Source organism: Novosphingobium rosa NBRC 15208, from assembly GCF_001598555.1.
Lineage (GTDB): Bacteria > Pseudomonadota > Alphaproteobacteria > Sphingomonadales > Sphingomonadaceae > Novosphingobium > Novosphingobium rosa.
This window is the reverse complement of the sequence record NZ_BCZE01000001.1, coordinates 12,701-25,765: the sequence shown is the minus strand read 5'-3', so window position 1 is coordinate 25,765 and position 13,065 is coordinate 12,701. Positions and strand designations below refer to the sequence as shown.

The following is a 13,065-nucleotide window of genomic DNA, read 5'->3' as shown; positions in this document are numbered from 1 at the left end:
GGATCATGGGGCGAGACGTTCTCTCCACGCGCGCGTTGCCGCTGCGGCGGCAACTCGATTGCTGGAACGACTGGGCGATGGAGAATTGGCACGGCATCGCGATCTCCAGCCGGGAGGCGGGGTTTCCTGCCGATCTGGTCAAATGCGAATTGGGGAACATCCGCTTTTCGCGGGTGCGCTCCTGCTCGTCGAAGGTGCGGCGGCAGGCGAAAGGCACCGGCCCGCAGCGCATGATCCTGCATTTTCAGGAAGGCGGCGCCACCCGTAACCGCCAATGCGGGCGCGAGGCCACGCTGGGCATCGGCGACCTTACCCTGCTGCGGCTTGACGATCATTACGATCTGGACACCTCGCGCGATGTCAGCCTGCTGATCGCGGAATTTGACGAACAGGCCCTGCGCGATCGCGTGGGCGCGGCGGCGATCCGGGGGGCGATCCATCTGGATGCCTGCGCCCCTGCCGTGGGGCTGGTGGGCCAGATGCTGGCGACACTGGTGAGCGAGGCGCCGTTTCAGGCCGGGGATCAGGCGGGTCTGCTGCTGGAGCGTTCCTTTCTCGATATGGTGGCGCTGGCGGTGCTCTCCAACGACAGCGCGATCGCCGGGCGCGGGGCGGGGGCCCTGTTTCGCCGCACGGTGGCCGAGATCGAACGGGCGGCCGATGATGTCGAACTGACAGGGCAGGAGCTGGCGCGGCGTTTGGGGGTCACGCAGCGTGCCTTGCAGATGGCCTTTGCCGAAGCCGGGACCACCCCTTCGGCCTATCTGATGGACCGCAGGCTGGATCTGGCGGCGCAGCGTCTGGCCAGCCGGCCCGAGAGCATCACCCAGATCGCGCTGGATTGCGGCTTTGCCAGTTCCGCGCATTTCTCGCGCTGTTTTGCGCGGCGCTTCGGCATGTCGCCGCGCGATTATCGCCAAAAGCAGACGCCGCTTCGCCTCTGGACATGATCGCTTCGGTTACGTGAAAGACGGGGCGTCATTCAGGCGCCAATCTCTCCCTCATAAAAACATGAGTGGGAGAAGACCGTGACACCTGATCGACAGCTGAGTTCCGTCCTGGCCCTGGGCTGGGCCCTGATCGCCGCCCCTGCCTTCGCGCAGGAAACGTCCGCGCCCCAGCCCGCCGCCAATGCTCCCGGTCAGGGCCTTGGCGAAATCGTGGTGACGGCGCGGCGGCGGGCCGAGAACATCCAGAATGTGCCGATCTCGGTCTCGGCCTTCAACGCCGATACGCTCAAGGCCCGAGGGCTGAGCGACACGACGCAGCTGGCCAATGCGGTGCCCAATGTGATGTTCGCCTCCACCTCGTCCTTTTCGGGGGCGTCTTCCACATTTCAGGGCTTTATTCGCGGTATCGGCCAGTCCGACTTTGCGGTGAACACCGATCCCGGCGTGGGCGTCTACATCGATGGCGTCTATATCGCGCGCACCGTGGGGGCGGTCACCGATCTGATGGATGTGAACAGCGTCGAGGTGCTGAAAGGTCCGCAGGGCACGCTCTTCGGGCGCAACACCATCGGCGGGGCGATCAACATCACCACCCGCGATCCGGGGCCGAAGTTCGGTTTCCGGGGCATGGTGCAGTATGGCAACTACAACCAGATCAACACCGGCGGTTCACTCAACATGCCGATCAGCGAGACGCTGGGGGCCACCTTTTCCTTCGTCACCCATGCGCGGGACGGCTATCAGGAACGGATCGCTTTCCCCGGCGCTTCGCCCACCAGCGGCGCTCAGCTTGGCCAGATTCTCGTGGCGGACAAGAACTCCGGCGCCAAATCGGGCGCGGAGAACAACCAGACGCTGCGCGGCAAGTTGCGCTATCGCAAGGATGGGCTGACCGCGACGCTTTCGGCGGATTACTCACGCATCCGCGATGCCGCGCCGCCCACCAGCCTGCTGACGACCACGCTCGATCCGGTCAGTTCGCTCTCGGCGCTGTACAATGGCTGCGTGATGGGGGCCGCGCCCCGGGGGCTTTGCGCGGCATCGCCCTATATCAACTACGGCGTCGGCAATGCGGCGCTTTATGACAATCGCTATCTCACCGGCAACATCGACAAGACCTATGCCACCGGCGCCAATTTCTCGAACATGGATTCCTGGGGCACCGCGCTGTCGCTGAACTATGAGTTCTCGCCCAATCTGTCGGTCAAGTCGATCACTGCCTATCGCAGTATGAAAGCGCGGTTCGGCGCCGATATCGACGGGTCGCCGCTGGATATCGATCAGACAACCTTTGCCATCAATGAGCATCAGTTCAGTCAGGAACTCCAGCTGAACGGCAAGGCATTGAACCGGCTGACCTACACGCTGGGCGGCTATTACTTCAAAGAATACGCGCTTCAGACCGATTTCGTGCCGCTGGGGCAAGGGCTGTTGCAGATCTATGGGCCCAACACGCAATGGACCTACAATGGCGCGATCTTCGGCGAGGGCACCTTTGCCGTTACGCCAAGGTTCAATCTGGTGCTGGGCGGGCGCTACACCGATGAGGTCAAGCGGCTGCAGCTCGACCAGCGCAATCTGACCAATTTCTTCGATCTGGAGGGGTTGCCCGCCAATGCCTTCCCACGTGCCGATCACAGCTATCTGGGGCCAGACGGCGTGCAGCGCGTGCATTTCCATAATTTCTCGATCCGGGCGGGCGCGAATTACAAACTCACGCGCGACACGATGGCTTATTTCACCTTCTCGCAGGGGTTCAAGTCGGGCGGCTTCACCACGCGTTTGACCGCGCCTTACAATCCGGCCTTTCCCGGCAATTCGCTGCTGCCCTCGCTGGCTTTCCAGCCGGAGAAGAACACACTTTACGAGATCGGCCTGAAGAACGAGCTGTTCGATCACCGTGTCCGGCTGAACATGGCCGCGTTCTGGAACGATTATCGCGACATTCAGGTGGTGGTGCAGGCCGGGATCACCCCTGCCAATGAGAACGCCGCGCAGGGCCGCATTCGCGGTTTCGAGGGCGAGCTAGATGCCAAAGTCACCTCACGCCTGCGGATCGGCGGTTCGCTTGGCTATCTCGATGCGAAATACACCAGCCTGACCTTCCCGGCGGGCACCGCGCCCTTCGGTATCAATGCCCGCTTCCAGAACACGCCCACCTGGACGGCCAGCGCCTCGGCCAATTACACGCTGCCGCTGCGTTCGGGGGCGAAGATTGATCTCAACGCTTCCGACAGCTACCGTTCCTCCGTCTATCTCGACGCTGAAAATTCGCCGCAACTGTTTCAGCGCGCGGTCAATCTGGTCAATCTTTCGGTGGCCTATACGGTGCCCAGCGGGGCGCTGACGCTTAGCCTGGGCGGCAAGAATGTCTTCGACAAGCGCTACAAGATTGCCGGTTACGTCACCCCTTCGGTCGGCTTTGCCGAGGCAACCTACAACCGCCCCGCCGAATGGTACGCGCGGGCCGAATTCCACTTCTGAAATCTCCCCCCGACAGGCCGCCATGCTCCCCCATGGCGGCCTCTTTTGCGAAAGACCCTCAACGTGAGTGACACCTTCGATTACATCGTCATCGGCGCGGGCTCTGCGGGCTGCGTCGTGGCCAGTCGTCTCATCGAGCGCACCGATGCGCGCGTGTTGCTGCTGGAAGCCGGCCCGGCGGACAGGGACCAGTTCCTCAAAATGCCCGCCGGTGTGCCCATCGCCATCGGCAAGCGCACCTGGGACTATGCGACCGAGCCCGATGCGGCCACCGGCAACCGGCGCATGGGGGTGGCGCAGGGCAAGGTGCTGGGGGGCGGCTCGTCGGTCAATGGCATGATCTACATCCGGGGGCAGCGAGAAGATTATGACGACTGGCGCGATCTCCACGGCTGCACGGGGTGGGATTACGACTCGCTGCTGCCCTATTTCCGCCGCGCCGAAAGCAATGAGAGCCTGAGCGACCGCTATCACGCCACCGACGGTCCGCTGCCGGTCAGCGATCAGCGTTACCGCCATCCGCTCTCCAGCGCCTTTATCCGTGCCGGTCAGGAGGTGGGCCTGCCCTACACGCAGGACTTCAACGGGGCGAGCCAGGAAGGCGTCGGCTGGTATCAGACCACCACCCATGGCGGCGAGCGCGCCAGCACCGCGCAGACCTATCTGAAAGCGGTGGCGGGCAACCCAAGGCTGAAGGTGGTGACCGGGGCGCTGGTGCACCGCGTGATCGTGCAGGATGGCCGCGCCAACGGGGTGGCCTATGATGCCGGGGGTGGTGTGACACAGGCGCAAGCCGCCCGCGAGGTGATCGTGAGCGCGGGGGCGATCGGCAGTCCCAAGGTGCTGATGCTCTCAGGCATCGGGCCTGCGGCGGAGCTGTCGGCGCTTGGGATAGCGCCTGTCGCCGATCTGCCGGTGGGGCGCAATTATCATGACCATCTCCATCTCTCGGTGAACGCCGCCACGAAGCAGCCGATCACGCTGGATGGCGAGAATGGCGGTTTGAAAGCCTTGCGCAACGGCATGGAATGGATGCTGACGCGGCGCGGCGTGGTCTCCTCCAACATCCTAGAGGCGGGGGCCTTTATCGACACCAACGGCGAGGGCCGCCCTGATGTGCAGATCCATTTCCTGCCCCTGCTCGACCGCTGGGATGATCCCGATGGCATCACCAACGGCCATCCCCATGGCATCACGCTGAAGGTCGGCCATCTGCGCCCCAAGGCGCGCGGTAAGGTGACCCTGCGCAGCGCCGATCCTGCCGAGGGGGTGAAGATCTGGGGCAATCATCTGGGCCATCCGGACGATCTGGCCGGGCAGATCCGCGCGGCGAAGGCCGGGTTGAAGGTGGCCGGTGCGCCTTCGCTGGGCGCTTTGACGCAAGGCGCCTTTTCGCCCGATCCGCAGGCTGACGAAGCCGCGCTGGAGGCATGGGTGCGGCGCACCTGCAAGACGGTGTATCACCCGGTCGGCACCTGCCGCATGGGGTTGTCGCCTGCGGATTCGGTGGTCGATCTGCGGATGCGGGTGCATGGGGTGAATGGTTTGCGGGTGATCGACGCCTCAACCTTCCCGGCGGTGCCCAGCGGCAACACCAATGCGCCCACCATCGCTCTGGCGGAAAAGGCTGTCGATCTGCTGATCGGCAATCAGTGAGGGGAAGGGGCTGGCGCGGTTCGCGCCAGCCCCGGTCGATCAGGCCACGGCCAGATAGTGCTTCACGAAATGGTCGGTGTGAACCTCCCAGAGGACCGGCGTGCCCTTCTCCACGAACCAGCCGTCGCCGGGGTTGTAGGTGGTGGCCTCGCCGGTGCGCTCGTCGGTGAGCGTCAGGCTGCCCGCGATCACGGTGGCGTGTTCGTTGAAGGGATAGGTCATGCGGAACTTGCCCCTGGTCACGCCGAAATAGGCGCTGGAGAGCGCATCGGTGGGGGCGCCGAACACCATCTTGCCCAGCGCCTTGCATTCGCCCTCGAGGATTTCGGAACCCAGATCGGCCACCGTGCCCCAGGCATCGAGTTCGGGGTGATTGTTGGTGGTGAAAGCATGCATCATCGTTCTCCTTAACGGCGGCCGTTGAAAAAGCCGGAAATCTGGTGCCAGCTCTTGGCGGCGGTCAGCAGGGCGGGGGCGAAGGCGTCCTTGCCGGGAATGCTGGCATGGGGGATCGAACGCATCAGATCGTAGCGGGCCGAGCCTTCGCTCATGCCCTCGGCCAGCACCTTGCAGACGATGTGCGAGGGCGTGACGCCAAAGCCGGAATAACCCTGCACATAGAAGGCATTGGGCCGCCCCGAGAGCGTGCCGATCTGTGGGAAGAGATTGGCGCTGCAGGCCATCGGCCCGCCCCATGCGAAATCGATCTTCACATCCTTGAGATAGGGGAAAACCTGAAGCATCAGGTCGCGGTTCCATGCCGCGAAATCCTTGGGGATATATTCGATGTAGCGCGTGGCCGAACCGAACAGCAGGCGGTTCTCATTGGTCAGGCGGAAATAGTTGATCACCGGGCTGATATCGCTGAAGGCCCCCCGGATCGGACTGAGCCGCTTGACCAGCGCTTCCGGCAGCACTTCGGTCGAGACCTGAAAGGAATGGGTGTTGATGGTGCGCGGATAGATCTCCGGCTCCAGACCGCGCAGAAAGCTGTCGCAGGCCCAGAGCAGCTTGTTGGCGCGCACGGTGCCCGTAGCGGTGCGCAGCGTGATGCGACTGCCATATTCCACCGACAGCACCGGCGTGTTCTCGAAGATGTTCGCGCCATGGCTGGCCAGCGCCTTGGCTTCGCCCAACAGCAGGTTGAGCGAATGCACATGGCCGCCGCCCATATGCTTGATGACCGCGTGATAGGCATCGGACCCGATGATCTGATGCACATCCTTGCCTTCCAGCAGCTGGATGTCCTCGTCGGGTTCGGCCTGGGTGAACTCGTCCATCCATTTGCGCAAGGTTGCGGTCTGGCGCTTGTTGTAGGAAAGATAGCCATAGCCCCGGCACAGATCGGCATCGATGCCGTAACGCGCCACACGTTCACGGATCACCCCCGCGCCCAGCGTGGAGATCTGGAAAAGCATCTCCATGCCTTCCTTGCCGACATGTTTGGAGACGGCGTTGATGTCATGGCCGATGCCAGCCATCACCTGGCCGCCATTGCGCCCCGTGCCGCCATAGCCCAGCACTTTGCCTTCAAGGACGGCGATGTTGGTGAAGCCTTTCTCGGCCAGTTCCAGCGCGGTGTTGATGCCGGAAAAGCCGCCGCCGATGACGGCAATGTCCACATCCAGATCGCCGTCCAGCGCCGGGAAGGACAGATCATATTTCCTGGTGGCGCGGTAGTAATTGGGCGCGTCGAGGCGCTGCCAGATGGTGCTCATGGCCAGTCTCCGTTGAATTTGGAAAGGTGTCAGGCGAAGGCGCGCAGGGGGGCGTGTTTTCGTCGGCGGGCGCGGATCACGCCCAGCAACCACACCAGCGCGATCGCATAGGGAAAGGTGCGAATGACGGGGCTGTCGCTGCCCGCGAGCAAGGGAAGGTTGGCGATGACGGCACCGATGCAGGCCAGCAGGCCGGTCGCGGCCAAGGTGGGAGCAAGCAGCCAGACCAGCCGCGCGGGCCTTTCATCGCGCCGGTGGAAATAGCGGGCGATGGCGAAGCAGACCACCAGCTGAACCATCAGAATTCCCAGCACCGCAAAGGCCGAGGCCCAGCCGAAGACCACCGCATAGGGATCGAGATGCGCCAACGCCATCCATGCCACCAGCACGAGAGCGCTGAGCGTCTGGGCGACGCCGGCGATCACCGGGGCGCCATGGCGGGCGTCGATCCGGCCCAGCGCGCGGGGCAGCAGCCCGTCGCGGCCCAGCGCCAGCAGATAGCGGTTGATCGAACTGTGCAATGACAGCGCGCAGGCAAACAGGCTGACGATCAACAGGGCGCGCATGGTGTCTGTGGCCCAGCTGCCCAGAATGGCGTCGCTGGCGCGGAAGAAGAAGCTGTCGAGCCCGGCATGGGCGGCTTGCATCACATGGGCCGGGCCGTAGAATTGGGCGATGGTCCAGGTGGAGAAGGCGTAGAAGCTCATGATCAGCCCCACCGCCAGATAGGTGGCGCGCGGGATCGAGCGGGCCGGATCGCGCGCCTCTTCGGCAAAAAGCGCGGTCGCCTCGAACCCCATGAAAGAGCCGATCACGAAGACCATCGAGACGCCCAGCCCGGGCGCCAGAACCGAAGTCGGGGCAAAGCCGGTAAAGGTGATGCCCTGAGGGCCGCCGCCATGGCGCAGAATGCCCAGATCGAGCAGCAGCAGAATGGCGATTTCGGCCAGCATGCAAAAGCCCAGCAGATTGCCGCTGAACTCGATCTTGCGACGGCCCACGGCCATCACCACGCCCATGATCGCCACGGCATAGGCCCACCATGGCAGCATCACCCCCAGCCCTTGCGCGACATGGCCGATATAAACACCGGCCAGCGCCAGCACCGCCAACTGCATCGCCATATAGGTGAGGATCGAGACCAGGGCCCCGCCCATGCCCATCGGCACGCCGAGCCCCAGCGAAATGTAAAGGAAGAAGCCGCCGGTGGCGCGCACGCGCGTGCTCATGGCGGTAAAGCCCACCGAAAACATCAGATAGAGCAGGCCTGCCAGCACATAGGTACCGGGCACGCCCGCGCCATTGCCGAAAGCAAAAGCGGCGGGTGAGGCGCCCACCACCGAGGTGAGCGGCGCGGCGGCGGCCACCACGAAGAAGACCACATGGCCGACACCGATCGAGCCGGTCAGCGCCTGCGGTCCATCGGCGGAAAGGGAGAGTGATGGCTGTTCCATCATAGCTGTCCTTGAACTGGCCCTCTCGCTGCAGTGTTTCCTTGGCGGGATGTTAGGCGCTGCGGGCGAGGGCTGGAATGGCATTGTGCGACAAGTGCGTGGCAAATTGCGCCACGTTCTGTGTCACGCGAGGCAATCGTCAGGCGCGGCGGCGCGATGGCGCATCCCCCGTCCAGTGGCGATAGGCGCGCGAGAAAGAGGTGGGATCGGCGTAACCCAGCCTTTGCGCCATCTGGGTGATGGAGGTGTCGCCTTGCCTCAGGCGATGCTCAGCCGTGGCGAGGCGCCTTTCGCGCAGCATCACGCGCAAGGTCAGGCCCTGCGCATTCAGCCGCCTTTGCAGGGTGCGTGCAGGCATGCCGAGGGTTGAGGCCACCAGAGGCAAGGTGACGCTGCGCTGGCCAAGCAGCAGATCGAGCGCGGCCTCCACCCGCTGGCGCAGCGTGTCGCTTTGCGCGGTCTGGCTGTGGAGGTCAGCCAGATGGCGTTCCAGCACGGCGATCAACGCGGTGTCCTCACGGTGACAGGGCTGGTCCATCTCCCGGCTGTCCATCACCAGCGCATTGGCGGCATGGCCGAAAGAGATCGGGCAGCGGAGAATGTTGCGCAGCATCAGCAGCACCTGCGGGTCTGCGGGGGCCACATGCTCGAACTGGACCTCGATGGGGCTCCACGATGTGCCGCGCAGTGAACGCACCATGGCGCAGGTGGCGCTGATGGCATATTCGGCATCCTGCCGCCTTGGCCAGATATCGGCGCGGTTCAGCTTGTAGACCCATGAGGTTTCCGCGCCGTTGCGCACCAGAGCGGCATTGGTGCCCGACTGAAAGGCGGCCAGAAGCCGGGCCAGACGCTCGAATCCTCTGGCCGGGGAGGCCGAGAGCGAAAACAGAATGCCCACCGGCCCGATATCGGCGGGGCGGTGGCTTTGGCCCATCATCGCGCCCAGCGCGGGGCGGGCGGCGAGCGCGGCCAGTTCCTCGAAGATCTGGACATAGTCATGCAGCGGCAGGAGGGCGTAAGGATCTTTCAGCTGCGTCAGCGAAAGGCTGCGGCGCGACAGCACCGGCTCCAGCCCGGCGCGATGCTGCGCCAGATCCTCGGCGATGCGGATCAGCGCCATGGCGCGGATGGCGCCGGGTTGCGGATGAAGGCTGGCCATGCCTATTGCGCCCGATGCTGCGCCAGCTGGGCGCGGTAGGTTTGTGGGGCCATGCCGCTCCAGCGCTGGAAGGCGCGGGTGAAATTACTGTGTTCGGCATAGCCCAGCCGCAGTGCGATCTGGGCGATCGACAGTTCGGGACGCGTCTGAAACTCGAAAGCGGCCTGGCGCATCCGGCATTCATCCAGCACCTGCTGATAGGAGCTGCCCGCGTCCGCAAGCTTGCGGCGCATGGTGCGGTCCGACATGCCGATTTCGCGCGCCAGACGGGCCTGATCGACGGCAAAGCTGTTGAGATCGCGGAAAACCAGCTGCGCCATGCGGTCGATGATCGGGGTCTGGCGGCGCTGCTGGGCGATGGCGCGGTTGAGCGCGCCGACATCGCTGTGCTGCGGTTCGGCGCGCAGGGCAAGATCAAGGAAAGCGGCAGGAAAACGGATCTGGTTGGTGTCCGCGCCGAAGCTGCAGGGGGCGTTCAGCACCTGGCCGATGTCGCCGCGCATATCGTGGCGCTCGGCCTCGAAGGCGAAGTTGATGCGGTCCCAGCCCGAGCCCTGACCCTGCCGCAGGAGCTGCGACACGATGCCCAGGGTGAACATCGCATCCTGATGGCGCGGCCAGATATCGGGGCTGAGAATGCGGTAGCTGACGGTGGCGCTCTGCTCGTCGCGATGCAGGGCGATGTCGGTGCTGTCCTGAAGCAGGGCAAAGTAATCGACCAGACGGCGCAGCGCCACGCCCACGCTGTTGGCCGAAAGGATCGCCGGGCCGATCTGCCCCAGATTGACCAGATCGTAATGGGTGCCCACCAGCCAGGGAATGGCCACATCGCGCGCCTGCTGCACAACGCCTTCGGAAAAGCTGACAAAATCCTGCAGAGACATCATGTCGCTGCGCGGCGAATGCGGGTTTTCCGCGATGTTCTCGCCCAACTGATGGCCTTTCACCGCCAGCATGTCATGCCATCCATGGAGCGCGGTGGATCTTACGCTGGCGCGTATCATGGTGTTCTCCCGAATCCGTTTCTTCTTCTTGCTGAGCAGAAGGTTATAACCGGATCGGCAAAACCGATTGATTTTTTCGGTCGTAAATTAGCATTTTCGGGATGCATGGGGTATTTGACCCAGAGAAGGCCGGATCACCTGCCCCTGCCGCCTGTTTGGCCGGATCGGGCAAGCCTGACCCGACGAAAACCAGCATGGACGATGGCGAGACCCACGCAAAGTGGTGCCGCAGGAGCGATCTTACCGTTCAGCAGGAGTTCCGGGATGAAGCATATGAGGGATGTTTTGGCGCTGACGACGGCTCTGGCCGCGCTGGCTTATGGTGGCCTGGCGCAGGCGCAGGATGCTGCCGCCGCTCAGGACAGCGCCAGAACGCAGGCCGCGCCGCAGTCGGGCGGTTTCGGCGATATCGTCGTCACCGCCAACAAACGCAGCGAAAATGTACAGAAGGTGCCGATTGCGATTACTGCCTTTTCGGGTGACCAGATCAGGAAACTGGGCATCACCGACACCACCCAGATCACCCAGCACGTCCCGGGGCTGCAACTCAACGCCTGGTCGCCCAATGTGACGATCTTCAACTTGCGCGGTATTTCGCAGAACAATTTCACCGATTATCTGGAGAGTCCGGTCGCGGTCTATATCGACGATGCGTATATGGGGTCGATGAACGGCATTTCCGGTCAGCTTTTCGATGTGCAGCGCGTGGAAGTCTTGCGAGGGCCGCAGGGCACCTTGTTCGGGCGTAACGCCACCGGCGGGCTGATCCAGTATGTCAGCGAGGATGCTTCCAAGAGCAAGCTCAACGGCTATGTCACCGCCGGTTGGGAACGGTTCAACCATCGCTCCGTCGAAGGCGCGCTGGGCGGCGGCATTATCGATGGGGTGCGCTTCCGCGTCGCGGGCCGCGTCTCCAAGGCCGATGGCTATGTGAAGCCGGGGGCGGGCAGCGATGGTCAGGCGCTGGGCGGCGAGAATGGCTGGGCGCTGCGTGGCACGATCCAGGCGGATTTGGGCAGCCGAGGCAAGCTGGACCTTTGGTACAAGCACAGTCAGGACGACCATGTCGCCACCGGCGGTTATGTCTTCGACAATTGCAACATGCTCGACAGCGGCTATTGCACGACCGATGCGGCTGGTCTTTCCAACGGCATGGGCGGGGTGATCAATGGCGCCACCGGCCAGAAGGCCAGCCCATGGACCAACTATTCGAACACGCCGGGTGATTTCAGCCGCAAGACAGACATCTATCAGGGCAAGCTGCAGTACGATCTTGGCTTCGCCAAGCTGACCAACATCACCAATTACACCTGGCTGACCAAGCAGTATCAAGAGGATGGCGACGGCACCTCGCTCGACATCATCAAGTATCAGAGCCAGGCGCGCTACACCCAGTTCAGCGAGGAATTCCGGCTTTCGGGCGAGGCGTCGGGCCCCTTCCGCTGGCAGGCGGGGCTCTATTACCTCGACATGCTGGTGCGTGGCCATTCGGTGACGACCGGCCAGCCGGTGCTGGGGGCTTCGCTCGGGCTTGGCCTGCCGGGCAACAATCCGGCGGATGACGAGACCTATCGTCTGTCGTCGAAGAACTGGTCGATCTTCGGTCATGGCGAATATGATCTGACCGATAGACTGACCTTCATCGGCGGCCTGCGCTATTCGAAGGACAACAAGCACGTTCTTTACAACTCGGTGATCAATGACAGCGGACAGACCGCCGTTCTGGCCACCAACCAGAGCTTTGATGCAGTAATTCCCGGCGTGGACAGCATCGTGAAGGGGGATTGGGCGGCGCGTGCCACGCTGAATTACAAGGCGGCGCCGAACACGCTGTTCTTCGTTTCATGGAACCGTGGCATCAAGGGCGGCAATTTCACGCTGAACCCCAATGTCACGCCCGAGAACTTCCAGCACAAGGGCGAGGTGCTCAATGCGCTGGAAGCGGGCGCGAAATGGGCCAATGATAGCAAGACGATCCGCGCGAACGCCACGCTCTATCATTATATCTACACCAATTATCAGGTGTTTGCTCTGCTGGGCGGCACGCCTCAGGTCAGCAACAGCAATGCTACGGCAACGGGTGTCGAGCTGGAAACCTTCCTGACCCCCATGCCGCATGTCAATGTCAATCTGGGTGCGACTTGGGAGACCAGCCGGGTCAATGCTGTCAAGGCTGTTGGCACCGAGACTTTCTCCGCCGTGCCGGGCGCAACCGTGCCGCAATATTGCACGCAGGTTGGCGATAATTACGTCTGCAATTATCCGGTCAAGACAATCACCGGCGCGCAGCTGCCCAACGCGCCGAAGTTCAGCGTAAACTATGTGTTCCGCTATGACCGCGATACGCCGATCGGCAATTTCGCAGGGCAATTCGACGGTGCATGGTATGACAATCAATATCTGGAGGTGACCAATGGTCTGTCCTCGCTTCAGAAAGCCTACAATGTCTCCAACGCTTCGCTGACCTGGACGGCGCGCAATGAAAAGCTTTCGGTGGAAGTCTTTGGTCGCAACATCTTCAACAAGGCTTACCGCGAATACACGCTGAACCTTGGCGCATTGGGCACCACGAGCATGTATGCCAAGCCTGCCACCTATGGCATCAGCGCGACGGTGAAATGGTAAATCCTCTACCCT

The 13,065-nt window shown here is 63.0% G+C and carries 9 protein-coding genes; 4 read left to right on the top strand and 5 right to left on the bottom strand.

What is annotated here, in order from left to right:
• Positions 1-5: 5 nt before the first annotated feature.
• The 3 genes from SR3_RS00095 (at position 6) to SR3_RS00085 (ending at position 5,090) form a co-directional block, all read left to right on the top strand.
• Positions 6-950, top strand: coding sequence for a helix-turn-helix domain-containing protein (locus SR3_RS00095; protein WP_084454771.1), 945 nt, complete (start codon positions 6-8; stop codon positions 948-950).
• A gap of 78 nt (positions 951-1,028) precedes the next feature.
• The gene (locus SR3_RS00090) at positions 1,029-3,434 is read left to right on the top strand and encodes a TonB-dependent receptor (RefSeq protein WP_068079384.1); all 2,406 of its coding nucleotides are present in this window, start codon (positions 1,029-1,031) and stop codon (positions 3,432-3,434) included.
• Positions 3,435-3,497: 63 nt separating this feature from the next.
• Entirely contained in the window at positions 3,498-5,090 is a 1,593-nt protein-coding gene (locus SR3_RS00085) for a GMC family oxidoreductase (RefSeq protein ID WP_084454770.1), read from the top strand.
• Between the two features lie 39 nt (positions 5,091-5,129).
• Here the strand turns inward: SR3_RS00085 and SR3_RS00080 are convergent, their stop codons facing one another.
• The 5 genes from SR3_RS00080 to qhpR form a co-directional block, all read right to left on the bottom strand.
• A complete protein-coding gene (locus SR3_RS00080) occupies positions 5,130-5,489 on the bottom strand; it encodes a cupin domain-containing protein (RefSeq protein ID WP_068079380.1) in 360 nt (119 codons plus the stop codon).
• Between the two features lie 8 nt (positions 5,490-5,497).
• Positions 5,498-6,808: an NAD(P)/FAD-dependent oxidoreductase gene (locus tag SR3_RS00075; protein ID WP_068079378.1), complete on the bottom strand. Its 1,311-nt coding sequence runs from the start codon at positions 6,806-6,808 to the stop codon at positions 5,498-5,500.
• A gap of 29 nt (positions 6,809-6,837) precedes the next feature.
• Positions 6,838-8,262 carry an APC family permease gene (locus SR3_RS00070; protein WP_157098564.1) on the bottom strand — a complete coding sequence of 475 codons (1,425 nt, stop codon included), beginning with the start codon at positions 8,260-8,262 and terminating at the stop codon, positions 6,838-6,840.
• 139 nt (positions 8,263-8,401) lie between these two features.
• Positions 8,402-9,424 (bottom strand): AraC family transcriptional regulator, encoded by a 1,023-nt coding sequence (locus SR3_RS00065; RefSeq protein WP_084454769.1) that lies wholly within the window; start codon positions 9,422-9,424, stop codon positions 8,402-8,404.
• A 2-nt stretch (positions 9,425-9,426) separates the two neighbouring features.
• On the bottom strand, positions 9,427-10,428 hold the full coding sequence (gene qhpR / locus SR3_RS00060) for an AraC-like transcriptional regulator QhpR (RefSeq protein ID WP_084454768.1): 1,002 nt from the start codon (positions 10,426-10,428) through the stop codon (positions 9,427-9,429).
• Between the two features lie 273 nt (positions 10,429-10,701).
• Here qhpR and SR3_RS00055 point away from each other — a divergent pair, with 273 nt between their 5' ends.
• Positions 10,702-13,053 carry a TonB-dependent receptor gene (locus tag SR3_RS00055; RefSeq protein ID WP_084454807.1) on the top strand — a complete coding sequence of 784 codons (2,352 nt, stop codon included), beginning with the start codon at positions 10,702-10,704 and terminating at the stop codon, positions 13,051-13,053.
• Positions 13,054-13,065 lie beyond the last annotated feature (12 nt).

Coding starts and splice junctions, on each gene's coding strand:
- SR3_RS00095 (WP_084454771.1), top strand. CDS start 6: ATGGGGCGAGACGTTCTCTCCACGCGCGCGTTGCCGCTGCGGCGGCAA.
- SR3_RS00080 (WP_068079380.1), bottom strand. CDS start 5,489: ATGATGCATGCTTTCACCACCAACAATCACCCCGAACTCGATGCCTGG.
- SR3_RS00075 (WP_068079378.1), bottom strand. CDS start 6,808: ATGAGCACCATCTGGCAGCGCCTCGACGCGCCCAATTACTACCGCGCC.
- SR3_RS00070 (WP_157098564.1), bottom strand. CDS start 8,262: ATGGAACAGCCATCACTCTCCCTTTCCGCCGATGGACCGCAGGCGCTG.
- SR3_RS00065 (WP_084454769.1), bottom strand. CDS start 9,424: ATGGCCAGCCTTCATCCGCAACCCGGCGCCATCCGCGCCATGGCGCTG.
- qhpR (WP_084454768.1), bottom strand. CDS start 10,428: ATGATACGCGCCAGCGTAAGATCCACCGCGCTCCATGGATGGCATGAC.
- SR3_RS00055 (WP_084454807.1), top strand. CDS start 10,702: ATGAGGGATGTTTTGGCGCTGACGACGGCTCTGGCCGCGCTGGCTTAT.